General features: G+C 69.3%; 20 protein-coding genes. 6 read left to right on the top strand and 14 right to left on the bottom strand.

The window, feature by feature from the left end; translation table 11 throughout:
* Positions 1 to 93: 93 nt before the first annotated feature.
* The 4 genes from xoxF1 to ABS772_RS22900 form a co-directional block, all read right to left on the bottom strand.
* The gene (gene xoxF1, locus ABS772_RS22915) at positions 94 to 1,899 is read right to left on the bottom strand and encodes a lanthanide-dependent methanol dehydrogenase XoxF1 (protein ID WP_238253648.1); all 1,806 of its coding nucleotides are present in this window, start codon (positions 1,897 to 1,899) and stop codon (positions 94 to 96) included.
* Between the two features lie 708 nt (positions 1,900 to 2,607).
* Complete coding sequence (locus ABS772_RS22910) at positions 2,608 to 3,369, bottom strand: ABC transporter ATP-binding protein (protein ID WP_350396996.1); 762 nt, start codon at positions 3,367 to 3,369, stop codon at positions 2,608 to 2,610.
* A complete protein-coding gene (locus ABS772_RS22905; protein ID WP_238253646.1) occupies positions 3,350 to 4,084 on the bottom strand; it encodes an ABC transporter permease in 735 nt (244 codons plus the stop codon). Before ABS772_RS22905 ends, ABS772_RS22910 begins: the two co-directional genes overlap by 20 nt.
* A gap of 51 nt (positions 4,085 to 4,135) precedes the next feature.
* The gene (locus tag ABS772_RS22900) at positions 4,136 to 5,131 is read right to left on the bottom strand and encodes an ABC transporter substrate-binding protein (RefSeq protein ID WP_238253645.1); all 996 of its coding nucleotides are present in this window, start codon (positions 5,129 to 5,131) and stop codon (positions 4,136 to 4,138) included.
* 285 nt (positions 5,132 to 5,416) lie between these two features.
* On the opposite strand from ABS772_RS22900, the gene ABS772_RS22895 reads away from it, so the two are divergent.
* Positions 5,417 to 5,794, top strand: a complete 378-nt coding sequence (locus tag ABS772_RS22895) for a 4a-hydroxytetrahydrobiopterin dehydratase (RefSeq protein WP_350396995.1) — start codon at positions 5,417 to 5,419, stop codon at positions 5,792 to 5,794.
* A 113-nt stretch (positions 5,795 to 5,907) separates the two neighbouring features.
* Here the strand turns inward: ABS772_RS22895 and ABS772_RS22890 are convergent, their stop codons facing one another.
* Both ABS772_RS22890 and ABS772_RS22885 read right to left on the bottom strand, forming a co-directional pair.
* A complete protein-coding gene (locus tag ABS772_RS22890) occupies positions 5,908 to 6,783 on the bottom strand; it encodes a dienelactone hydrolase family protein (RefSeq protein ID WP_350396994.1) in 876 nt (291 codons plus the stop codon).
* 98 nt (positions 6,784 to 6,881) lie between these two features.
* Positions 6,882 to 7,814, bottom strand: a complete 933-nt coding sequence (locus ABS772_RS22885) for a LysR family transcriptional regulator (RefSeq protein WP_350396993.1) — start codon at positions 7,812 to 7,814, stop codon at positions 6,882 to 6,884.
* A gap of 157 nt (positions 7,815 to 7,971) precedes the next feature.
* Here ABS772_RS22885 and ABS772_RS22880 point away from each other — a divergent pair, with 157 nt between their 5' ends.
* Together ABS772_RS22880 and ABS772_RS22875 are read left to right on the top strand one after the other, a co-directional pair.
* Positions 7,972 to 9,075: an NADH:flavin oxidoreductase gene (locus ABS772_RS22880; protein WP_350396992.1), complete on the top strand. Its 1,104-nt coding sequence runs from the start codon at positions 7,972 to 7,974 to the stop codon at positions 9,073 to 9,075.
* Positions 9,076 to 9,248: 173 nt separating this feature from the next.
* Complete coding sequence (locus tag ABS772_RS22875) at positions 9,249 to 9,635, top strand: RidA family protein (RefSeq protein WP_350396991.1); 387 nt, start codon at positions 9,249 to 9,251, stop codon at positions 9,633 to 9,635.
* Positions 9,636 to 9,717: 82 nt separating this feature from the next.
* On the opposite strand, the gene ABS772_RS22870 is transcribed toward ABS772_RS22875, so the two are convergent.
* The 8 genes from ABS772_RS22870 to ABS772_RS22835 form a co-directional block, all read right to left on the bottom strand.
* Positions 9,718 to 10,692, bottom strand: a complete 975-nt coding sequence (locus ABS772_RS22870) for an HpcH/HpaI aldolase/citrate lyase family protein (RefSeq protein ID WP_238253639.1) — start codon at positions 10,690 to 10,692, stop codon at positions 9,718 to 9,720.
* Between the two features lie 126 nt (positions 10,693 to 10,818).
* Complete coding sequence (locus ABS772_RS22865; RefSeq protein WP_238253638.1) at positions 10,819 to 13,587, bottom strand: phosphoenolpyruvate carboxylase; 2,769 nt, start codon at positions 13,585 to 13,587, stop codon at positions 10,819 to 10,821.
* 218 nt (positions 13,588 to 13,805) lie between these two features.
* Positions 13,806 to 14,696 carry a succinate--CoA ligase subunit alpha gene (gene sucD / locus ABS772_RS22860; RefSeq protein ID WP_198580282.1) on the bottom strand — a complete coding sequence of 297 codons (891 nt, stop codon included), beginning with the start codon at positions 14,694 to 14,696 and terminating at the stop codon, positions 13,806 to 13,808.
* Positions 14,697 to 14,718: 22 nt separating this feature from the next.
* Entirely contained in the window at positions 14,719 to 15,891 is a 1,173-nt protein-coding gene (locus ABS772_RS22855) for a malate--CoA ligase subunit beta (protein WP_350396989.1), read from the bottom strand.
* A 427-nt stretch (positions 15,892 to 16,318) separates the two neighbouring features.
* A complete protein-coding gene (gene fchA, locus ABS772_RS22850; protein ID WP_238253635.1) occupies positions 16,319 to 16,945 on the bottom strand; it encodes a methenyltetrahydrofolate cyclohydrolase in 627 nt (208 codons plus the stop codon).
* Positions 16,946 to 17,022: 77 nt separating this feature from the next.
* A complete protein-coding gene (locus ABS772_RS22845) occupies positions 17,023 to 17,889 on the bottom strand; it encodes an NADP-dependent methylenetetrahydromethanopterin/methylenetetrahydrofolate dehydrogenase (RefSeq protein ID WP_350396988.1) in 867 nt (288 codons plus the stop codon).
* 235 nt (positions 17,890 to 18,124) lie between these two features.
* Positions 18,125 to 19,069, bottom strand: coding sequence for a D-2-hydroxyacid dehydrogenase (locus tag ABS772_RS22840; RefSeq protein ID WP_238253633.1), 945 nt, complete (start codon positions 19,067 to 19,069; stop codon positions 18,125 to 18,127).
* 166 nt (positions 19,070 to 19,235) lie between these two features.
* Positions 19,236 to 20,444 (bottom strand): aminotransferase class V-fold PLP-dependent enzyme, encoded by a 1,209-nt coding sequence (locus ABS772_RS22835; RefSeq protein ID WP_238253632.1) that lies wholly within the window; start codon positions 20,442 to 20,444, stop codon positions 19,236 to 19,238.
* 659 nt (positions 20,445 to 21,103) lie between these two features.
* On the opposite strand from ABS772_RS22835, the gene ABS772_RS22830 reads away from it, so the two are divergent.
* From ABS772_RS22830 to ABS772_RS22820, 3 genes are all read left to right on the top strand, one after another.
* On the top strand, positions 21,104 to 21,916 hold the full coding sequence (locus ABS772_RS22830; protein ID WP_238253631.1) for a UDP-2,3-diacylglucosamine diphosphatase: 813 nt from the start codon (positions 21,104 to 21,106) through the stop codon (positions 21,914 to 21,916).
* 52 nt (positions 21,917 to 21,968) lie between these two features.
* Complete coding sequence (locus ABS772_RS22825) at positions 21,969 to 23,033, top strand: glycosyltransferase family 4 protein (protein WP_350396987.1); 1,065 nt, start codon at positions 21,969 to 21,971, stop codon at positions 23,031 to 23,033.
* An 86-nt stretch (positions 23,034 to 23,119) separates the two neighbouring features.
* Positions 23,120 to 23,770 (top strand): ribonuclease HII, encoded by a 651-nt coding sequence (locus tag ABS772_RS22820; RefSeq protein ID WP_350396986.1) that lies wholly within the window; start codon positions 23,120 to 23,122, stop codon positions 23,768 to 23,770.
* Positions 23,771 to 23,882: the final 112 nt, after the last annotated feature.

Raw genomic sequence — 23,882 nt, 5'->3', positions numbered from 1 at the left:
TACGAGGCAGGCCGTACAGCATAATCATAGAATCATAAAGATGCCGGCGCGATTTCCCGCGCCGGCATCCTTAGGCTCAGTGTCGCAAGCGACTTAGTTGTTCGGCAGAGCGAACACGGTCAGCTGGCCACCCAGGTTGGTGTAGCTCGACAGGGCCGCGTAGCCGCCCACCGCGCCGAGACCGGCGTTCGGGTCGGTCAGACCGGCCGCGAGGCCGATGCCGGCCCAGCCGCCGACGCCCGACAGGACGCCCACGTACTGCTTGCCCTTGTGCTCGTAGGTCATCACGTTGCCGATGATGCCCGACGGGGTCTTGAACTTGTACAGTTCCTTACCCGACTTCGAGTCGACCGCCTTCAGGTAGCCTTCCAGCGTGCCGTAGAAGACCACGTCGCCGGCGGTGGCCAGCGCGCCGCCCCAGGCCGAGAACTGCTCGGGGTTCGACCACTTGATCTTACCGTTCACGCCGTCCCAGGCGATGAAGTTACCCATGCCGCCGTGCGAGCCGGGGGCCGGGTACATCGAGAGGGTCGCACCGACATAGGGCTGGCCCGGGGTGTAGGTCACCCGGAACGGCTCGTAGTCCATGCAGACGTGGTTGGTGGGCACGTAGAAGAGCTGCGTCTTGGGCGAGTAGGCCGCCGGCTGCTGGTCCTTGGAACCGAGCGCCGCCGGGCAGATGCCCTTCGAGTTCACGTCTTCGCCGTTCTGCTCGGTCGAGTACTTCGACACGACCAGCGGACGGCCGTAGGTCTTGGACCCCTTGTCCATGTCGACCTTGGTGGCCCAGTTCACGACCGGATCGTACTTCTCGGCGACGAGGAGTTCGCCGGTGGCGCGATCGAGCGTGTAGCCGAAGCCGTTACGGTCGAAGTGCGTCAGGAGCGGACGATCCTTGCCGTCGATCTTCTGATCCGTGAGGATCATCTCGTTGATGCCGTCGTAGTCCCACTCGTCGTGCGGGGTCATCTGGTAGACCCACTTGGCCATGCCGGTGTCCGGGTTACGCGCCCAGATCGTCATGGACCACTTGTTGTCGCCCGGACGCTGCTTCGGGTTCCAGGTCGAGGGGTTGCCCGAGCCGTAGTACATCAGGTCGAGCTTGGGATCGTAGGAGAACCAGCCCCAGGTGCAGCCGCCGCCGGTCTTCCACTGATCGCCTTCCCAGGTCTTCAGCGAGGAGTCCTTGCCGACCGGCTTGCCGAGAGAGGTGGTCTTCTCGGGATCCATGATCATGTCGGCGTCGGGGCCCTGCGAGTGGCCGCGCCACACCTTCTTGCCCGTCTTCAGGTCGTAGGCGGTGACGTGGCAGTTCACGCCGAACTCGCCGCCGGAGATGCCGACGATGACCTTGTCCTTCACCGGGAGAACGGTGGCGGTGTTGGTCTCACCCTTGGACGGGTCGCCGTTCTTGACCGACCAGTTGACCTTGCCGGACTTGGCGTCGAGCGACACGAGCGTGGTGTCGGCCTGGTGCAGGAGGATCGCGCCATCGGCATAGGCCAGACCACGGTTGACCGTGTCGCAGCACATCACCGGGATCACCGACGGATCCTGCTTGGGCTCGTACTTCCACACGATCTTGGCGCCCTGGTCGAGGTCCAGCGCGTAGACGATGTTCGGGAAGGGCGTGTGGACGTACATGATGTTGCCGACGACGAGCGGGGAGCCCTCGTGGCCGCGCAGAACGCCGGTCGAGAAGGTCCAGGCGACCTGGAGGTTCTTGACGTTGTTGGCGTTGATCTGGTCGAGCTTGGAATAACGGGTGTTGGCGTAATCGACGGTCTGAAGAACCTGCTCCGCCGGGTTGGCGATGCCCTTCATGACGCTTTCGTTGGCCAGGGCCGGGCTCGCAGCAGCGAGACCCGCACCGAGGGCGAGAAGATGTACCGCTCTCATGGATTCCTCCGACAAGTCTTACCCGCGGCCGGATAGCAGCCCGCTACCCGCCGTTGATTGACCTGCTGTTTGCGACAGGGATCGTATTCGCTCCGGCAGCTCGCGATCACTCGCCTTCGGATCCGAGAAAATCTCGTTCTTTCGGCAGCTTACGCGGCTGGTTCCGCATCCCCGAGCGGCCCCCTCAAAACCGAAGCTTGAACGAACTCTAAGAAAATTTCCGGCGCCGTCAACTCGCTTTCGCGCGTGGAATGTCGCAGCTGCCACAGGCTTTATCAGGAAACTTTCTTATTAAAACGAGATTTTTGCGCCGCACAATTTGATGGGCAGCGCACACGTCTCAAGTTTAATTTGTCGAGTACAGGGTCGATCGACCGGCTCTGAATGCACCCACCGCATGAACGGAGGCCGCGAACGAGACCAGCATGCGCCGAGAGCACTTTAATTCCTGCCTCGAGCCCGGTCCGGACCGGCGTCCGATGCCGCGTCGCAAAAGTATGATCGTTCCCGCGGGGACATTTTGCCGGGCATCGACCACGCGCGGGGGCACGGGGAGAGCGGGAAATTTTTGCACGCGCCGATGCCTCTTATCCTTAAGGACAGGGGATCGATCGAAAGACGGCTTCCAGCAAGGCCAGGGCGGAGCCGGATTCCGGCACGATCCGACGGCACGGAGGCGTGGCGGACGCGATTCTCTCGGGCGTGATTCTACTGAGCGACGATACCGGGGAACCGCGCGGCCAAGCCGCGGCGGGTCGCGTCGGCCCAGGCCCGGTCCCGCTCCGGGCGCGGCCGGTCGAGGGGGAGGTTCGCGAGGAGGTGCGCCGGCCGGGGCGAGACCAGCAGGAGCCGGTCGGCGATCTCGATCGCCTCGGCCACGTTGTGCGTGACCATCAGCACGCTCGTGCCGGAGCGGGCCACCGCCGCGACCACCAGGGCGCGCAGGGAGGCGGCCGCCGCGTCGTCGAGCGAGACGAAGGGCTCGTCGAGAACGAGGATGCGCGGCTCCAGCGCCAGCGCCCGCGCCAGGGCGACCCGGCGCTGCATCCCGAGCGACAGCGCGCCGGGATAATGCGCGCGCCAGGGCGCGAGCCCGAGCGACTCGAACAGGTCGTCGAGGTCGCGCGTCCTCCGCTCGCGCGGCAGGCCGAGCCGCACGTTCTGCTCGATGGTGCGCCAGGGCAGCAGGCGCGGATCCTGGAACACCATGGCGATGCCGGCCTGCGACGGCTCGGGCGTCACGCTGCCCTCGAAGTCGCGGTCGAGGCCGAGCAGGATGCGCAGGGTGGTGGTCTTGCCCGCGCCCGACGGTCCGATCAGGCAGGTGATCTCGCCGGCGTGAAGGTCGAAGGCGAGGCCGCGCACCGCCTCGACCGCCTCGGTGCGCGCCTTGCGATACACCTTGCGGTCCACGCGCACCATCAGGAGCGGCGCGGGTCCGGTGACCGTCTCAGCGCCAGCGTCGGACATGGGCGTCGAGCGGCTGGAGGAGGAAGGCGTCGATGGCGAGCATCACGCTCATGAAGACGAGGCTGTAGCCGATCACGGCGGTGACGTCGAAGAGGGTGAAGTAGTAGTTGATGGCGAACCCGACCCCGTTCGGGCGCCCGAGCAGTTCCACCACCAGCACGATCTTCCAGGCGAGCGAGATGCCGGACCGCGCCGCCGCCACCATGAAGGGCTGCAGCTGCGGCAGCAGCACGTGTGCGATCCAGGTGCGGCGGTCGAAGCGGTAGGTCGTCGCCATCTCCTCCAGGCCCGGATCGAGGCCGCGCGCCCCCTCGCGCATGATGACCGCGACGTTGGGCAGCTTGTTGAGCGCCACCGCGACGATGGCCGCGGTCTCGGTGAGCCCGAGCCAGACATAGGCCAGCACCGTGATGACGAGGGCCGGCGTGTTGAGGACGACGAGGAGCGGCGTGTCGAGCAGCCGGTCGGCGAGGCGCGAGCGGCCGAGGGCGATGCCGAGCAGCACGCCCAGGCTCATGGCGATCACGAAGGAGACCGCCACCCGGGCAAGCGTGACGCCGACATTGAAGAAGAGGCTCCCGGCCTCCGCCTCGCGCAGGACGAAGGCGAGCACCGCGCTCGGCGCCGGCAGGGTCCGCACGTCGGCGTAGACGGAGATGCCCTGCCAAAGGGCGAGGAGGACGCCGAGGGAGAGGAGGCGCGCGAGCAGGGCCATGCGGAGGGTCAATGGACCGGAACCGGGACCGAAGCCGTCATCGCGCCGCCGTCAGCCGTTGCCCGCGGCGTCGAGATAGAGGTCCGGCGGCAGGCTCTTGCCGGCACCGAGGAGCTGGGCCCCCGCGAGCCGGTCGAGCGCCGCGTAGATGCGCTCGCCGTCCGCGCGCTCCGCCGCGATGGGCCGGCGCGGGATGCCGGCGAGGAAGTCGCGCTTGAGGGTGGCGAAGGTGGCGTCGTCCTCCGCCGCCATGAGCGGGCGGACCGTCTCCCACAGGGCCGGCTCGTTGGCCAGAGCGTCCTTGGCGGCGACGGAGGCCCGGGCGAAGCCCCGCACCACCTCGCCCCGGTCGGCCACGGTGTGGCCCTCGTAGAGGTAGCCGATCAGCGAGACGGCGCCCTTGGCGCCGAAGGCCCGCATGACGTCGTCGGCGGAGATCAGCCGCTTGAAGCCCTTGGCTTCGAGGCGGGCGCAGAACTGCCAGTAGAGCAGGGCCGCGTCGAGTTCGCCGCTCTCCAGCTTCTGCGCCAGCAGGGGCGGCGCGCCGTAGGCGATCTGCGCGGCGTTGGCGAGGTCGAGCCCCGCCGTCTCCTGCGCCTGCGCCTTCAGCAGGATCCAGTTCTTGTCGAGCGCCCCGCCGGCCACCCCGAGCCGCTTGCCGGCGAGCCCCTTGAGATCGCTGATCGGGCTGCCCGCCGGCACCATCAGCGCGCCTTCCGTAGTCGAGTAGGGCGAAAAGCGCACGCCGCGGCCCTCGTTGCCGAGGCGGGCGGCGAAGATCAGGTCGCCGACGATCGCGTCCACCTGGCCGCCGAGGAAGGCGATGCGGGCGGCATCGTTGCCGGCGAGCTTGACGATGTCGAGGGTGAAGCCGTTGGCCGCGTCGAAGCCCCGCGCCTTGATGACCGCGGCCTCCCAGGAGGCGGTGCCGAAGGGCAGCACGCCGAGCCGGAAGGTCTCGCCCGCCGCCCGCGCGCGGCGAACCGCCGGCAGCGCCGCCGCGAGCGACAGGGCCGCCGTCGCGAGCATTCCGCGCCGTGACAGCATGGGCGTCCTCATGAAGTGTCGGTCAGGCCGTCCCGCCGGTTCGAAGGCGAGCGTTTCTGTTGAAATTTTTAATAGGGACTCGCTTCCGCCCCGTCCACAGCCGCTCCCGGCGTTTCCGCTGCGACATGCGGGCCCGCGCCCGGCGCCCGCCTCCGCGGGCTCAGGCTTTCGCGCCGCGAAGCCGCTCACGCGGCTTCGCGCGATGGCCGCGCGTCTTAATCGATCCCGGCTTGCACCGCCGCCCGTCCCGACGCAGGCTTCCGCCCGATCCCGTGGGAGGCGACGATGGCACAGGCACGCGAGGGCGTCCTCGACGACGCGACGGTGGAGCGGCGGCTCAAGGAGGAGCTTCCGGGGTGGCGGCTGGAGGACGGCTGGATCCGCCGGACCTACAAGACCGCCTCGTGGAAGAGCACGCTGATGGTGATCAACACGGTGGGCCACCTGGCCGAGGCCGCGTGGCACCATCCGGACCTCACCGCCTCCTACGCCTGGGTCGAGGTGCGGCTGATGAACCACGCCGCCAAGGGCATCACCGAGAAGGATTTCGCCCTGGCGAAGAAGATCGAGGAGGTGGTGGGCTGGCAGCCGGGCGCGGAGGGCGGCGCGCTGGAGGGCACGCCGAGCGATCCGCGCTTCGCCTACATCAAGTACGAGAAGTGATGCCGCTTCCGGTCCATTCCTCTTGTGCCGCTTCCCGTCATCCCGGGTTCCGCGACGCGACCCCGGACTGACGGTGGTGGGGTCCGGGCCGAGGCGAACCGCCGGAACCGCGATCAGGCCACGCCGTGCTGCCGGAACCAGTCCTGCAACCGCTTCCAGCCCTCCTGCGCCGGCTCGGCCCGGTAGCTCGGGCGATAGTCGGCGTGGAAGGCGTGCGGCGCGTCCGGGAAGACGACGAAGTCGCAGGTCTTGGCCGCCGCCCGGCAGGCCTCCTTCATCCGGTCGATCGTGCCGACGGGAATGCCCTGGTCGGCCCCGCCGTAGAGGCCGAGCACCGGCGCCTTGAGCTCGGCGGCGACATCGACGGGATGCTTCGGCATCAGGGCCGAGCTGTCGCCGACGAGGCGCCCGTACCAGGCGACGCCCGCCTTCACATCCGGATTGTGCGCGGCGTAGAGCCAGGTGATGCGCCCGCCCCAGCAGAAGCCGGTGATGCCGAGGCGGCCCGTATCGGCCTTGCCGGTCCCCTTGGCGTAGGCGACCGCCGCGTCGAGGTCGCTCATGACCTGGGCGTCGGGCACCTTGGAGACGACCTCGCTCACGATCTGCTGGATGTTCGTCAGCTTCGAGACGTCGCCCTGCCGGGCGTAGAGCTCCGGCGCCAGGGCGAAGTAGCCGAGCTTGGCCAGGCGGCGGCACACGTCCTTGATGTGCTCGTGGACGCCGAAGATTTCCTGCACGACCAGGATCGTCGGGAAGGGACCGCCCTCGGCCGGCATCGCCCGGTAGGCCGGAATCTCGCCGTCCTGCGTCGGGATCTTCACCTCGCCGGCGGTCAGGCCGTCCGTGCCGGTGGTGATGGTGGTCTGCGCCGCGACGGGCTGCACCGCGAGGGCGAAGCCTGTGGCGAGGCTGGTGGCGATCACGGTGCGGCGGGAGAGAGTCGTCTGAGCCGCGAGGCTCCGCAGGTCGGCGTCGAAAGCGGTCATGCGCGCCTCTGGAGGTTCGAGAACGTCGAGCGGGCCGGAGCCCGACGGCAGAGTTAGCAGCGCATCGGCAAAAGGCGATGACGGCCGCCGCCTGACGATCAGCCCGCCTCCGCAGCGGGCGGATGATTCGCCCCGGCCGGTTCGGCAACGGCCGGGGTCCGGCTCAGGTCGGCCCTCAGCGCGTCGAGGAAGTGGCGCACCCGCGCCGGCCGGTGCTGCCGCGACGGGAGGACGGCCCAGATCGCGAGCCGTTCCGGCTCGGCGTCGGACAGGCTCAGCGCGACCAGGGTTTCCTCGGCGAGGTCCTGAGCCACGTCCCAGTAGGTGAGCAGGGCGAGGCCCGCCCCGGCGAGGCAGGCTTCGCGCACGGCATCGACGCTGTTGGCCGCCAGACGTCCCCCGACGCGCCTGGCGAGGGGTTTCCCGTCCCGATTGAACGGCCACGCCTCCATCGCGTGCAGCGTCAGGCAGGCGTGGCCGTCGAGGTCCGCGAGGCACGCCGGGCGTCCGTGGGCGGCCAGGTAGCCCGGGGCGGCGCAGAGGATGCGCGGGTTGTCGGCCAAGCGGACGGCGACGAGGTCCGACGCCTGCAGGGTGGCCACCCGCAGCGCGACGTCGATCCCCGAGGCCACGATGTCGACGATGCGGTCGCTGAGCGTCAGATCCACCTGCAGCAGCGGGTTCTCGGCCATCAGGCGCACCGCCAGGGGCACGACCAGCGCCCGCCCGATCCGGTTGGGCGCGGTCACCCGCAGGACGCCGCTCAAGCCCTCGTGCCGCTCGACGAAAGCCGCCGCGGCGGCCTCCCGCGCCGCGATCATGGTCCTGGCGAAGGGGAGGAAGGTCTCGCCGTCCGCCGTTAGGGCGACGGCCCGAGTCGTGCGATGCAGGAGGCGGACGCCCAGTTCCGCCTCCAGCGCGGCGAGGCGGCGGCTGACCGCCATCGGCGAATGCCCCGACGCGCGCCCGGCGGCCGACAGGCTGCCGGTCGTGACGATCGAGCAGAACAGGGCGACGTCGGCGAGATCCATCGGCATATCATGGGGCGATAAGATCCTTATCGTCCAGCCGCGCTACCGCGGTCCGACGCCCGCCGCTACCTCGAAGCCATCCCATCGCGGCAGACAGGGCGCTCCCTGCCGAACCGGTCCTTTCGATCGACAGGCGAGCGCCGAAGCGGAGTCCGACATGAGCACGCGCCCCGACGGCGTCTTCACGCCCATCGATATAAACAATCTCACGCTCCGCAACCGCCTGGCGGTCGCGCCGATGACCCGCGTGAGCGCGGCCGAGGACGGGACCGCGACGGCGGAGATGGCGCGCTACTACGAGCGCTTCGCCCGCGGCGGCTTCGGCCTGCTGATCACCGAGGGCCTCTACACGGACCGGGCCTTCGCTCAGGGCTACCGTCATCAGCCCGGCCTCACCGACGCGGCGCAGGCGCTCGCCTGGCGCCCGGTGGTCGAGGCCGCCCACCGCCACGGGGCGCGCATCGTCGCGCAGCTGATGCATGCGGGCGCGCTCAGCCAGGGCAACCGTTTTCGCGATGCCACCGTCGGCCCCTCGGCGGTCCGGCCCCGGGGCCAGCAGATGGCGTTCTACTATGGGCAAGGGCCCTATCCGACGCCGCGCGCCATGACGGAGGTGGAGATCGCCGACGCCGTCCAAGGCTTTGCCGACGCGGCCGAGCGGGCCATCGCCACCGCCGGGTTCGACGGAATCGAGATCCACGGCGCGAACGGCTACCTCATCGACCAGTTCCTGACGGAGTCCACCAACCGGCGCACCGACCGCTGGGGCGGCGACACGTCCCGGCGTACCGCCTTTCTCGTCGCGGTGCTGCGCGCCGTGCGGGAGAGGGTCGGCGGACGGGTGCCGGTCGGCGTCCGGATCTCGCAGGGCAAGGTCAACGACGTCGCCCACACATGGGCCGGGGGCGAGCGGGACGCCGAGGCGATCTTCGGCGCCATCGCGCGGGCCGGCGCGGACACCATCCACGTCACCGAGCACGAGGGCTGGAAGCCCGCCTTCGAGGGCGGCCGTGACAGCCTCGTCGCCCTCGCGCGCCGGTTCGCGCCCGATCTGCGCCTGATCGCCAACGGCGGCCTCCACGATCCGGCGCGGGCGCAGGCGGTCCTGGAGGCCGGGGCCGACCTCGTGGCCCTTGGCAAGGGCGCGCTCGCCAACCCGGACTTCCCCGAGCGCATCCGGGCCGCGCGGGCGGTGGCGGCGTTCGATCCCGCCCTGCTCGGGCCGATCGCCAACATCAAGCCGAGCGAGCTGGCCGCCTGATCACATTTCCGATCGATCCCTTCGGTGCCGCCGCTTTCCGTCATCCCGGGGCCGCGCAGCGGAACCCGGAATGACGGTGGTGGGGTCGAATCGAACCAATCAGCAGGGAACCGCGTGAGGCGCAATTCTAAGGATGCCGACACGCGGATCGAACGCGCAGAAGGAGCAAGACGATGCTGGAACGAGTGGTCACCGAGCCCGACAATTACGCGCCCTTCCTGCTCTCGCAGGGCATCCGCTACGGCAACCTCGTCTTCATTTCCGGTCAGGCGGGTGCGGGCGACGACGGCCGGATCGTCGAGGGCGGCTTCCGGGCCCAGGGCGAACAGGCCTTCGCCAACCTGCGCCGCGCCCTGGAAGCCGGCGGGTCGAGCCTGAAGGACGTGATCAAGGTGACGATCTTCGTCACCGACATGGGTCACTTCGCCGACGTGGTCGAGCTGCGCCGAAAATTCTTCTCGGCCCCCTACCCCGCCGACACCATCGCGGAGGTGAAAGCGCTCTACGATCCCGCGGCGATGATCGAGATCGAAGCGATCGCGGCCGTGCGCGACGCGTGACGCCGCCACGGCCGAGCCTGAGCGTTCCGCACAAGAAAATGGCCGGGCGAACCCGGCCATCCTCCGTCGAAGTGCGAAAAACTTACTTCCCGCCCATCGCGTCGGCCTTCTGGATCAGCGCCTCGGCCATGCGGATCGAGGCGATGTCGATGAGGCGGCCGTCGAGCGAGACGGCGCCGCGGCCGGCCTTGGCGGCCTCTTCCATGGCTTCCAGGATGCGGCGGGCCTTGGTGACCTCGGCCTCGGAGGGGGTGAAGACCTCGTTGGCGAGATCGATCTGCGAGGGGTGGATCGCCCACTTGCCCTCGAAGCCGAGGGCGGCGCAGCGGCGGGCCGCCGAGGTGTAGCCGTCCGGATCGGAGAAGTCGCCGAACGGGCCGTCGATCGGGCGCAGGCCGTAGGCGCGGCAGGCCACCAGCATGCGGTTCTGGGCGAACAGCCACGGGTCCTGCCAGTGGGTCTGGCGGTTGCCCGCCTCGTCCTTGTCGGTGAGCACCGAGTAATCGGGGTTCACGCCGCCGATCACGGTGGAGCGGGCGCGGGTGGAGGCGGCGTAGTCGGCGACGCCGAAGGACATCGCCTCGAGGCGCTTCGAGGAGGTCGCGATCGCCTCGACATTGGCCATGCCGAGCGCGGTCTCGATCAGGATCTCGAAGCCGATCTTCTTCTCGCGCTTCTTGGCCTGCTCGATCTGGGTCACCAGCACGTCGATGGCGTAGACGTCGGCCGGCACGCCGACCTTCGGGATCAGGATCATGTCGAGGCGCGGGCAGGCCTCCACGATATCGACGACGTCGCGGTACATGTAGTGGGTGTCGAGACCGTTGATGCGGATCATCATGGTCTTGTTGCCCCAATCCAGGTCGTTGAGCGCCTGGATGATGTTGGTGCGCGCCTTCTCCTTGTCGTCGGGCGCGACCGCGTCCTCGAGGTCGAGGAAGATCACGTCGGCCTTCGAGGCGGCCGACTTCTCCATGAAGGTCGGGTTCGAGCCGGGAACCGCGAGTTCCGAGCGGTGCAGGCGGGGCGTCGCCTGTTGAATCAGGGTGAAGCTCATCGTGGTTCCTCCGTTCTCCGAGACCGTCGTGTTGTGTGCGCGGTCACCTGCGTGCCGCGCTTCTATCTCGCGCGCCCGGTCCGGCCGTCCAGCCGGGTCCGCGACACGTCGCCGAGATTGTATGCATTATCCAGTCGCGCCGAAGCCGACGGCGATGCAGTTGATGGAGAGGAGCAGGGCGGACTTCACCGCCTCGCGCTTGTCCTCGTCGGTTTCGCTGCGGTAGCGGCGCAGCAGCTCGACCTGCTCGCGGCTGACCTGGTTGATGGTCGGCAACCGGCCCCGCAGGCGCTCGCTGAACTGCGGGAAGCGCTGGGCGAGTTCGCCGTCGCCGGAGACGCGCAACACCATCGCGCGGGTGAGCGCGTATTCCTGCTCGATCATGCCGAAGATGCGCGCGCGGATGCCCTCGTCCTCGACGAGGCCGGCATAGTCGCGGGCGATCTCCAGATCGACCATCATCAGCGTCTTCTCGACCTCGTCGAGGACGAGGCGGAACACCCGGCATTCCCGGAACATGCGCCGCAGCAGGGCCTCGCCCTGTTCCCCGCGCACGTCGATGAAGCTCTTGAGCCCCGAGCCGACGCCGTACCAGCCGGTGATGACGTGCCGGTTCTGCGACCACGCGAACACCCAGGGGATCGCGCGCAGGTCGGAGAGCGACTTGGCGCCGAAGCGGCGCGCGGGCCGCGAGCCGATGTTGAGGAGCGATATCTCGTCGAGCGGGCTCGCCGCCTGGAAGTAATCGACGAGGCCCTCGGCCTGGAGCAGGTTGACGTAGGCCGCCCGCGAGGCGCCCGACAGCGCCTCCAGCGCGTCGTCGAGTTCGGCGCGCGAGCCGTTGCCGTTCCCCTCCGAGAGCAGGGCGTGCTCGAAGACGGAGGCCGCCAGCAGCTCCATCTGGTAGGCCGCCGTGCCGCGGTTGGCGTATTTGAACGAGACGACCTCGCCCTGCTCGGTGATGCGGAAGCGGCCCTGGATCGAGCCGGGCGGCTGGGCGGCGATGCCGCGATGGGTCGGCACGCCGCCGCGGCTGACCGAGCCGCCGCGGCCGTGGAAGAAGGCGATCGGCACGCCGAGATGGTTGCCGAGCACGGTGAGCCGCACCTGCGCCTTGTAGAGCTCCCAGTTCGAGGCGATGAAGCCGCCGTCCTTGTTGGAATCGGAGTAGCCGATCATCACCTCCTGCACCCCGCCCTGCCAGCGGGTGGAGCGCCGCACCACGGGGATGCCGAGCAGCTCCTTCATGATGGCGGGCGCGGCGCGCAGGTCGTCGATCGTCTCGAACAGCGGCACGATCGGCAGGGGGCAGATCTCGGTGCCGGTGGCGTCGAGGAAGATGCCCGCCTCCTTGGCGAGCAGGTAGGCGCCGAGCACGTCGACGGTGGAGCGCGTCATCGACAGGATGAAGGCGCCGAACGCCTCGCGGTCGAGGGTGTCGCGCATCTCGCCCACCAGCGCGAAGGTGGCGAGCGTCTCGCGCGCGTCGTCCGGCAGCCGGTCGGCGAAATCCTCGAAGGCGGTCTCCGGGTTGCGCGGCCGGGCGAGTTCGGTGAGCAGCCACTCCTTCCATGCCGGCGAGTCGAGTTCCGGCGGCTCGCGGTCGCCGTTGCGGAGCTTCCACAGGGCGTGCAGCGTCTTGGTCGTGCGCGTCGAATTCTCACGCAGATCCAGGCGGACGGTCGAGAACCGAAAGATCTCGACCATGCGGCGCACGGGGCGCACGATGTCGGTGGCGAGCGCGCCGCACTTGGCGTCGGCGAGCCCCTTTTCCAGGATGCGCAGGTCGTTGATGAGCCCGTCCGCGCTCGGATAGTCGGGCCCGACCGAGCGGGCGCCCTTGTTGCGGGCGATCGTCGCCTCGAGCTTGCGCAGCACGCAGGACAGGAACTGGCGGTAGGCCTCGCCGGGGTTGCGGTTGGCGATCGCCCGGCCGTCGCCCGACTCGGCGAGCAGGCTCGCGAGTTCGCTGCGGAAGGTCTCGGGCACCGGCAGCGAGCGCTCGGTGATCGAGAGAACCCGGCCGAGATGGGTGATGCCGTCGCGGTAGCGGCGGAGCGAGGCCAGCGCGTTGCGCTGCAGCGTCTCGCGGGTCACGCTCGCGGTGACGTAGGGGTTGCCGTCACGGTCGCCGCCGATCCAGCTTCCGAACTGGAAGAAGGGCGGCACCTCGAAGGTCTCGTCGGGATAGTACTGCGCGAGGCTCTCCTCCAGCGAAACCATCACCTCCGGCAGCATCTCGAACAGGGTCTCGTCGAAGAAGTGCAGGCCCCAGGCGACCTCGCGCTCGACGGTGGCCTTCTCCAGGTGCAGCTCGCCGGTCATCCAGATCAGCTCGATCTGGTCGCGCAGCTCGTTCATCAGGCCGTTGCGCTCGCGCTCGGTCCAGCGCGGCAGCTCCAGCTCGCGCAGCACGAGGTAGATCCGGCGCAGCTTCTCCAGCACCGTCACGCGCTTGCCCTCGGTGGGATGCGCGGTGATGGTCGGGCGGATGCGCAGGTCTTTCAACAGCGCGTGGATCTGCTGCGGACCGATGCCGCGGGCGGAGGCTTCCGCCAGCACCTTGGCGAAGGAGCCGTTGAGCGCCGCCCGGCCCTGGTCGCGCTCGACGTGGCGGCGGCGGCGCATGGCCCCGTTCTGCTCGGCGATCGAGACGAGCTGGAACCAGATGCCCTGCACCTGCAGCGCGCGGGCCAGCATCTCGGGGGTGAAGGAGGAGATGTCGGCGCGGCCGTGCAGCACGTCCTCCAATTCGGGATCGTGGCGGCGGGCTACGTCGAGGAGGGCGCGGAACAGGATGTCGAGGGCGTCCTCGGTCGCCGTGCCGGTGATGACCGGCGGCGCGAAGGTCGAGTCGGTCGCGGCTGACGGCCGGGCGTGCAGCGTCTTGGTCATGGGATCCCCCCTGGCGAGGTTCTTTCGGAGTTCCGCGGGCGTGCCTGCGGGACGGCAGTCGGTGGCGGCCGGGAGCCTCTCCTCCCCCTTGTGGGGAGGAGCCGGAGGTGGGGGTGGCGCAGGATGGAGCGCCGACGGTGCCTTCTGCACCACCCCCACCCCTACCCCTCCCCACAAGGGGGAGGGGATACGCTCCGGTCAGTCGCGAAAACGCGCCGTCACGCCGCGCGGGCGAGCACGTCGGCGACGGTGCGGCCGAAGGAGCCCGGATCGGGCGCGACCGTCAGGCCGTAGGACTTCATGATCTCGGCCTTCTCGGCGGCGCTGTCGCCGGTCGCCGAGATGATCGCGCCGGCATGGCCCATGCGGCGGCCCTTCGGGGCGGTGAGGCCCGCCACGAACCCGATCACGGGCTTGGAAAAGTTCTCCTTGATCCAGGCCGAGGCCTCGGCCTCCTGCGGGCCGCCGATCTCGCCGATCATCAGCACCGCTTCCGTCTCCGGGTCCTGCTCGAACAGGGCGAGGTGGTCGAGGAAGGAGGAGCCGTTGATCGGGTCGCCGCCGATGCCGACCGAGGTCGAGATGCCGATCCCGAGTTCTTTCATCTGCGCCGCGGCCTCGTAGCCGAGGGTGCCGGAGCGCGAGATCACGCCGACCTTGCCGGGCAGGTAGATGTGGCCGGGCATGATGCCGAGCATCGACTTGCCCGGCGAGATGATGCCGGCGCAGTTCGGGCCGACCACCATCGTGCGCTTCTCCTTCGGATAGCGCCGCAGGTAGCGCTTCACCCGCATCATGTCCTGGGCGGGGATGCCGTCGGTGATCGAGCAGACGAGCTTCAGGCCGGCATCGGCCGCCTCCATGATCGCGTCCGCCGCGAAGGGGGGCGCCACGAAGGTGATCGAGGTGGTGGCGCCGGTGGCGGCGACCGCCTCCTTGACGGTGTTGAACACCGGCACGCCGCAATGGGTCTTGCCGCCCTTGCCGGGGGTGACGCCGCCGACGACGTTGGAGCCGTAGGCGATCATCTCCTTGGCGTGGAAGGTGCCCTTGTCGCCCGTGATGCCCTGGACGAGGATCGGGGTCTTCTCGTCGATGAGAATGCTCATGGCGTGATTCCTCCCTCCTTCGTCAGTGCTTGGCGCCGTGGCAGGCCTCGACGGCCTTGCGCGCGGCGTCCGTCAGGGTGTCGGCGGTGATGAGGTCGAGCCCGCTCTCGGCGAGGATCTTCTGGCCCTCCTCGACATTCGTGCCGGCGAGCCGCACCACCAGGGGCACGTCGATCTTGACCTCGCGGGCGGCCTTCACCACGCCCTCCGCGACCCAGTCGCAGCGATTGATGCCGGCGAAGATGTTGACGAGGATCGCCTTCACGTTGCGGTCCGACAGGACGAGGCGGAAGGCCGTGGCGACGCGGTCCGGCGAGGCGCCGCCGCCCACGTCCAGGAAGTTCGCCGGCTCACCGCCCGCGTGCTTGATCATGTCCATGGTCGCCATGGCGAGCCCGGCGCCGTTGACGATGCAGCCGATCTCGCCGTCGAGGCCGATATAGCTGAGATTGTGCTCGGCGGCCTGGGCCTCGCGGGGATCCCCCTGCGACGGGTCGTGCATGTCCGCGATGTTGCGGCGGCGGAACAGGGCGTTGTCGTCGAAGGACATCTTGGCGTCGAGCGCCAGCACCCGGTCGTCCTTGGTGACGACGAGCGGGTTGATCTCCAGCATGGTGCCGTCGCAGTCGCGGAACGCCCGGTAGGCGTTCATGATGGTCTTCACCGCGGCCGAGACCTGCTTGATGTTGAGGCCGAGTTGGAACGCGATCTCGCGGGCCTGGAACTGCTGCAGGCCGACCGCCGGCTCGACCACCACCTGGATCAGCGCCTCCGGCTCCTTGGCGGCGATCTCCTCGATATCCATGCCGCCGCGCTGGGAGGCGATGACGCGGACGCGCTCGGCCTTCCGGTCGAGGACGTAGCCGAGATAGAGCTCGCGCTCGAACGGGTCGGCGGTCTCGACGTAGACGCGCTGGACCGGCTTGCCGTCGGGACCGGTCTGAAGGGTGACGAGGCGCTTGCCCAGCAGGTCGCGGGCGGCGTCGCGGACCTCGTTGTAGGTGCGGCAGAGCTTGATTCCGCCGGCCTTGCCGCGGGCGCCGGCATGGATCTGGGCCTTCACCGCCCAGAACGAGCCGCCGAGTTCGGTCGCGGCGTAGACCGCCTGATCCGGGCTGAAGGCCACGGCGCCCTTCGGCACGGCGACTCCGAAGCTCGCGAGCAGCTCCTTGGCTTGGTACTCGTGAACGTCCATCGAGACCTCCTTGGCGTTTCCGTCGTTCTTGTTGGGCCAACCTTCGCGGAAAAATTACTTTTCGGGAAGCGGGTCAGCTCTCAATTTTTTCTTCTCTTACACTTCAGTTTGCTTGCCCGTCAGAGACTTAGCGGGCTTCTAAAGTGGAGACGACAGGCCCCTAGCCGTACGCGCGGCCCGGCAATGTTGGTCCGACTCGCCCCTCGTCCCGACGTCCCGGAGCCAAGCGTAGGCCTCGCTCGAGGATCCTGCGAGGCCGCTTGCCGGCACCCCGGGATCAGGTCCGGAATCGAGAAACGATCACACGCTGTAATTGCGAAGCGGGGCCGAAGCAATCCGGCCCGCGACCTCCCCGGACGGAGTCGTGCCCCCGGATCGCTTCGCGTTCGCGCGCCATGACGGTCGAGGGCGCGAACCGCCTTCGGCCTCAGCTCACCTTGGCCTTCACCGTCTCGTAGACCCGCTCGTTGAGCGCGCCGGCCTCCGCCAGCAGGGTCTCCAGCTCCTTCAGCCGCTCGTCGGCGAAGGCGCGGTCGTCCAGGCCCTTGGCGTTGACGTAGACGTTGAGCGCGGCCGAGCGCAGGCCGGCATAGGCCGAGAGCACCGCGACGCCGGCATCGGAGATGACGTTGAGATTGCCCTTCTCGGCGACGATCTCGGCCAGATCGATCACCTCGCGGCAGACGCGGCAGCAGGCGAGCGGCACGTCGGTCGCGGTCTTGAGGGCTTCCTGGATCCTGGCGGCGCGGGCAGCCTTCTCCTCGTCGGTGTTCTTCGGCAGCCCGTAGGCGCCCATCACCGCGTCGAAGGCTTCCACGTCGTCGGCGATCATGCCGGTGAGCGTGCGGCGCAGGGCTTCCGACTTCTCCAGCACCTGCTTCAGGTCGGCCTCGACCTCGACGTACTTCTTCTTGCCGATGGTGAGGTTGCAGACCATCGAGACCAGGGCCGCGCCCATGGCGCCGGAGATCGCGGCGGCCCCGCCGCCGCCGGGGGTCGGGGCCGAACTCGCCAGACCGTCGAGGAATGTTTCGATCGTCTCGTTGCCGGCCATGGGTTCCTCCCCTCGTGATTCTTGCTTGAGCGGGGCAGCACCGGCGATGCCGGCGCTGCCCGGTCGTCCCTGCGTGGTCAGGCCATTTCCTTGGCCAGCTTGTAGATCTCTTCCGCGTCGAAGACGCCTTCGCTCGACTCGAACAGCTTGGCGACGCAGGCGCGGTGCAGCTTGAGCTTCAAGCCGCCGATGCCGAGCGCACCGAAGGCGCGCTTGCCGCCGTACTCCTTGCCCTTGTCGGTCGCGTCGATCCCGCCGATGCCGAGCGGCGGCTGGGCGTTGTAGTCGGCCACGATCTCGATCGAGGCCTCGTTCTGCCACGTCGCCTGCGGCAGCAATTCGAGGCCGATCGCGCCGGCGGTGAAGACGAGATGCGCGCCCTTCACCACCTCGGAGCGCGAGGCGTCGTCCGGGGTCTCGGCCGCGGCGACGTTGACCTTGAAGCGCTTGTTCACGGAATCGGCCGCGGCCTGGGCCTTGTCGAGCTTGCGCCCGCACAGCACGACCTCGGCCCCCTCGAGGGCGAGGAGCGCGGCGGAGCGCATCCCGACGGGGCCGGTGCCCGCGAGCACCACGGCCTTCTTGCCCGTCACCGAGCCGCCCGCCGCCTTGACGACGAGCGCCACGCCCGCGGCGGCGGTCGTGTTGGAGCCGTTCGAATCCAGCATGCAGGAGACGCGGAACGGGCCGAAGAAGCGCTTCTTCACCGCCGTGAAGACCCGCTCGCCGGCCGCCATGTCGCCGCCGCCGACGAAGATCGCCGTCGACTGCTTCTCCTTGCCGCCGCGGGTGTAGATCGTGCCGTCGACATAGGCGCCGACGTTGTCGGGCGTGACGTTGCCGTAGCCGGTGATGTGGTCGGCACCGCCGTCATAGCCGACGACGACGTCGAACACGCTCGGCGTGGGATCGGTGTCGAACTGGAAGAGCAGCTTCTTGGACATGGTTCCTCTGAGAGTCGGTGTCCGCGCGAGGCGCGGAGCGCTTCCTTGAGTGGCACCGGGGCCACCGATTCAAATCGTCATTCCGGGGCGCTGACAAGCGAACCCGGAAGCCACCCGTGATGCGGCGACGAGCACCGATCCGTCGTGCCGCGTCGTGGATGGCACGCCTCCGGCGGGTCCCTTCGGGTCCGGGTTCCGCTGCGCGGCCCCGGAATGACGACCGGGGTGGTGGGCCCTACGCCTCGACGACGTTCTGCGGCTTGCCCGCGACGAAGGCCTCGACGTTGTCCACGAGCTGGTCGGCGAGGATCTGCATCGCTTCCTTGCTCGCCCAGGCCACGTGCGGGGTGACGATCAGGTTCGGCAGGTCCGCCTCGCAGAGGATGTTGCCGTCCTTCGGCGGCTCCTGGGCCACCACGTCGAAGCCGGCGCCGCCGATGGTGCCGTCCTTGAGCGCCTGGAGCAGGGCCGCCTCGTCCACGAGCCCGCCGCGGGCGGTGTTGATGAGGATCGCCGAGCGCTTCATCTTCTTGAGCTGCTCGGCCCCGATCATGTTCTTGGTGTCGGGAGTGAGCGGCACGTGGAGCGTGATGACGTCGGACTGGGTGAGGATCGTGTCGAGATCCACCAGCCCGTCCTGCGGAAACACGTCGTAGGCCAGCACCTTCATGCCGAGGGCTTCCGCCCGCTTGGCGATCGACTTGCCGAGCGCGCCGTAGCCGATGATGCCGAGCGTCGAGCCGGCGATGTCGTAGATCGGGTAGTCGAAGTAGCAGAACTGGGTCGACTTGTTCCAATCACCCCGGCGCACGGAATTGGCGTAGGGCACGATCGCGCGGCGGAGCGCGAACATCAGGCCGACCACGTGCTCGGGCACGGTGTTGAAGGCGTAGTTGCGGATGTTGACGACCGTGACCCCCTGCGCCTTGGCGGCGGCCTTGTCGACGACGTCCGTGCCGGTGGCGGCCACCGCGATCAGCTTCAGGTCGGGAAGCTGCTTCAGCGTGTCGGCCCGCATCGGCACCTTGTTGATGATCGCGATCTCGGCGCCCTGAAGGCGCTCCACGATCTCCTCCGGCGTCCAGGTCGACTCGTATTCCTTGTACTCGTGCGGGAAGTTGAATTCGCGCACGGTCGCGTCGAGCGACTCGCGATCGAGGAAGACGACTTTCTTTGTCATTCTGGACCCCTTCCGGATCGACCGGCGGGCGTGACGCCGGCCCCGTTTCCTCACCTGTCTCGAAGCGTCTCCCGCGCAGCGGCCGGCAGGCCGGACGCCGGGCGGGGCGCCTTTCTCTACTTAGCGGAAGCGGCGCCGTTGGAACCGGCGCCGCTCACCAAAAAAATCAGGACTTCGAGAGGGGGTTCTCGCGCAGGTAGCTGGAGGCCGCGGCCACGCCCGAGCCCGGCGTCACCTTCACGCCGTTGTCGAGGAGCGACATCTCGGCACCGGCGATCGCGCCGAGCAGCGACAGCTCGTTGAGATCGCCGACGTGGCCGATGCGGAACACCTTACCCGCGACCTGGGACAGGCCGGCGCCGAGCGCGAGGTTGTAGCGCACGTAGGCGTGCTTGATGATCTTGGCCGCGTCCACACCCTCGGGCGCCAGGATGGCGGTGACGGTGTCGGAGTTCCACTCCGGCGACTTGGCGCAGGTCTTCAGGCCCCAGGCCGCGACGGCCTGGCGGGTCGCCTCGCCGAGCACGGCGTGGCGGTGGTAGACGTTCTCCAGCCCTTCCTCGAACAGGCAGGCGAGCGCCTCGCGCAGGCCGTAGAGCAGCGGCAGCGGCGGGGTGTAGGGGAAGTAGCCGGTCGGGTTCTGCTTCTTGTGGTCTTCCCAGTCGAAGTAGACGCGGGCGAGCCGGTCGTTGCGGCCGGACGAGCCCTCGGCGGCCTTGAGCGCCTTCTGGCTGACGCAGATCACGCCGAGGCCGGCGGGCAGCATCAGGCCCTTCTGCGAGCCGGCGATGGCGCAGTCGACCTTCCACTCGTCGGCGTAGAACGGCAGCGAGCCGATCGAGGACACGCCGTCGACGAACAGCATGGCCGGGTGGCCGGCGGCGTCGATCGCCTTGCGCACGGCGCCGATGTTCGAGGTCACGCCGGTCGCGGTCTCGTTATGGACCACCATGACGGCCTTGATCTCGTGCCCCTTGTCGGCACGCAGGACCTCCTCGATCTTCTCGGGCTTGGCGCCGGTGCCCCACTCCTCCTCCTGGACGATGACGTCCAGGCCGAGGCGCTGGGCCATGTCGATCCAGAGGTGGCTGAACTGGCCGTAGCGGGAGGTCAGCACCTTGTCGCCGCGGGCGAGCGTGTTGGTCAGCGCCGATTCCCAGATGCCGGTGCCGGAGGCCGGGAACAGGAAGATCGTGCCGTCGGTCGAGCCGAACACCTTCTTGGTGTCCTCGAACAGCGGCTTCGTCAGCGACGGGAAGTCGACCGAGCGGTGGTCCTCGGACTGCACCATCATGGCGCGCATCACCCGGTCCGGGATGTTGGTCGGGCCGGGAACGAACAGGTGGTTGCGTCCCGGACGTCTCGTTGCCGCCATGAAAGTTTCCTCCAATCAAGTCGTTCTGGGCGGGCCGGCCCTTCGCGGCCGCGCTCCCGCCCGATCCTGGTAGCGGGTGCGAGCCCGCCGCGAAACGTCCTCAGTCCCGCCGCAAAGCCGCGCGCAAAGGGCCTCGCGCGGGCCGGGACCATACCACCGTGATGTCGGATCGTTGATCGTCCCGGAGCGGCGAGCCGGCCGTCGGGCCGCCCGCGTCGCGGCGCGTGCAGCCACGCCGGTCGCCTCCAGAGGACCGAACCCTCGATGCGTCAGCCCAGCGCCGCATTGAAGCGCGCTCCTGCTGATTGTCCAGCGCTCCCATCCGTCGCGGCCATCCCCGTACCCCTGCCCGCACCTCTGCCGGGTGCCGTTGCGCAAGCGCGAGGCACGCGCGGCGGATGACCTTGGCCGCCGTTATGCCCCCCCTGCCTGGGAATGGAAAACGGAAAAAACTGAATTGAAAAACAAAAAGATTTTCGCATGCGCGGGCCGCGGGCGGGGTCTGCGGCGGGCCGGGACCGGACCGGTGGCCGGCCCCGGGCAACGGTCCGGACGCTCGGTGCCGGCAGGATGATGCGTGGTGCCGTCATCAAACTGAGATCGGAATGCGATTTGGCTCTTCCCCGTCGCGATGCGGTTGTGTGGAGCCGGAGGCGCCCGTGTCCCAAGATCCGGAATCGACCATCCGCGTTCGGACGCTGTTCCTGTCCGACCTTCACCTCGGCACGAAGGGCTGCCAGGCGGCCCTGCTGCTCGATTTCCTGCGCGACGTCGATGCCGATACGATCTACCTCGTCGGCGACATCGTCGACGGATGGCAGCTCCGTTCGGGCTGGTACTGGCCGCAGGCGCACAACGACGTGGTGCAGAAGCTGCTGCGCAAGGTGCGCAAGGGCGCCCACGTCGTCTACGTGCCCGGCAACCACGACGAGTTCCTGCGCGACTATATCGGCATGACCTTCGGCGGCATCGAGATCGCCGACAGCCGGGTCCACGTGGCGGCCGACGGCAAGCGCTACCTCGTCATCCACGGCGACCAGTTCGACATGGTGGTGCGCCACTCCAAGTGGCTCGCGCATCTGGGCGACTGGGCCTACACCACGGCGCTCACCATCAACACCGTGGTCAACCGCGTGCGCCGCCGCCTCGGGCTCGCCTACTGGTCGCTCTCGGCCTGGGCCAAGCTCAAGGTGAAGAACGCGGTCAACTTCATCGGCCAGTTCGAGACCTTCCTCGCGAGCGAGGCCCGGCGCCAGGGGGCGGACGGGGTGATCTGCGGCCATATCCACCACGCCGCCCACCGCGAGGTCGAGGGCCTGACCTACCTCAACACCGGCGACTGGGTGGAATCCTGCACCGGCATCGTCGAGCACTACGACGGCCGCATGGAGGTGCTGCACTACCCGACCATGCTGCGCGAGCGCCGGGCCGCGGACAGCTTCGAACCCGAGATCCGCCGCGCCGTCGCCTGAGCCGAGCGACGGGATCCCCCTGAGGCTGCCATGAGGCTGGGATGAGGCTGGGATGAGGCTGCTGCTCGCGACCGATGCGTGGCACCCGCAGGTCAACGGCGTGGTCCGCTCCGTGGAGCGCATGGCCGAAGCCGCCGCCGGCCTCGGCGTCGAGCCGCTGATGCTGACCCCGGCGGACTTCGCCTCCCTGCCGATGCCGGGCTATTCCGAGATCCGGCTCTCCCTCGTCACCCGGCGGCGGGTGCTGTCCCGCTGGGAGCGGCTCGCGCCGACCCACGTGCACATCGCCACCGAAGGCCCGATCGGCCACGCGGTGCGCGCCGCCTGCCTGTCGCGGGGTCAGGCCTTCACCACGAGCTACCACACCCGCTTTCCCGAGTACCTCGCCGCCCGCGCGCCCGTGCCGGAGGCCTGGAGCTACGCGTGGCTGCGCCGCTTCCACGCGGCGGCAAGCGGCACCATGGTCAGCACGCCCTCGCTGGAGCGCGAGCTGGCGGGGCGCGGCTTCACGAACCTGATGCGCTGGACGCGGGGCGTCGACACCGACCTGTTCCGCCCCCGCGACGAGAACGTCTTCCCCGACCTACCGCGCCCGATCTTCCTCTCGGTCGGGCGGCTGGCGGTCGAAAAAAACCTCGCCGCCTTCCTCGCCCTCGACCTGCCGGGCTCCAAGGTCGTGGTCGGCGACGGGCCGGACCGGACCCGGCTCCAGGCGCTGGCGCCCGACGCGCATTTTTTGGGCGCGCTCACCGGCGAGGCGCTGGCGCGGGTCTACGCGAGCGCGGACGCCTTCGTCTTCCCGAGCCTGACCGACACCTTCGGCATCGTGCTGCTCGAAGCCCTGGCCTCGGGCCTGCCGGTGGCGGCGTTCCCGGTCACCGGACCCCTCGACGTCATCGGCGGCACGGGGGCGGGCGCCCTCGACGGGGACCTGCGCGCGGCCGCCTTGGCGGCGCTCACGATCCCGCGGGCGCGCTGCCGGGCGGAGGCGCTGCGCTACACCTGGGCCGAGAGCGCGCGCCAGTTCTACGACAACATCGCGACCGCGCACGCGGTGGGGCCGGTCCGGCGCTCCGCCGGACGCCCGAGCGCCGCCGCTCTCGCCCGCCCCGGCTGATCCTCGTCCCGTCGCGGAACGCTTTGTCCGCCGGTTTTCACCCCGGCCGGGATGACCGGCGGGGGCGGGAATGCGAAGATCGGCGCATGGCGCCCCGACCGAAATCCGAAAAAGCGATCCGCCCGTTCGATCCCGCGCTGGCGGCGCGCTACCCGGCGGTGATCGGCTGCGACGAGGTTGGGCGCGGCGCGCTGTGCGGGCCGGTGATGGTGGCCGCGATCTGGTTCGATCCCCTCGCCTTCCCGCCCGAGATCCTGACCCGGCTCGACGACAGCAAGCGCCTCGACCGCGCCGCGCGCGAGGCGCTGACGCCGCTGATCCGGGCGCATGCGCGGGTGTCCCTCGCGGCGGGTTCGCGGGCGCTGGTGGACCGGGTGAACGTGCGGGCCGCGACCCTCGACGCCATGCGCCGGGCGGTGGCCGGTCTCGGCCTCGACGCGACCGTGCTGGTGGACGGGCGCGACGCGATCCCCGGCCTGAGCCAGCCCTGCCGGGCGGTGGTCGGCGGCGACCGCCTCGTGCCGCAGATCGCCGCCGCCTCCATCGTCGCCAAGACGTTTCGCGACGCGCTGATGCGTCGGCTGGCGCTGCGCCATCCGGCCTATGCCTGGGAGCGCAACGCCGGCTACGGCACCGCCGCCCACCTCGCCGGCCTGATCGCGCGGGGCCGCAGCCCGCATCACCGGGTGAGCTTCACGGGGCGGTTCGAGGCCGCGGGCGTCGCCCCGACCGTGTGATCGGGTTTCCGGTTGATCGCTTCGGTCAGGACATGGCCTGTCCCCTCCCCCTTGTGGGGAGGGGTTCGGGGTGGGGGTGGTGCAGACGGCACCGCCGCGCTCGATCCGGCAC

Origin of the sequence: Methylorubrum podarium (genome assembly GCF_040270385.1) — a bacterium.
Lineage (GTDB): Bacteria > Pseudomonadota > Alphaproteobacteria > Rhizobiales > Beijerinckiaceae > Methylobacterium > Methylobacterium podarium.
The sequence above is the reverse complement of the archived record's forward strand: the minus strand, read 5'-3'. Positions and strand labels throughout refer to the sequence as shown.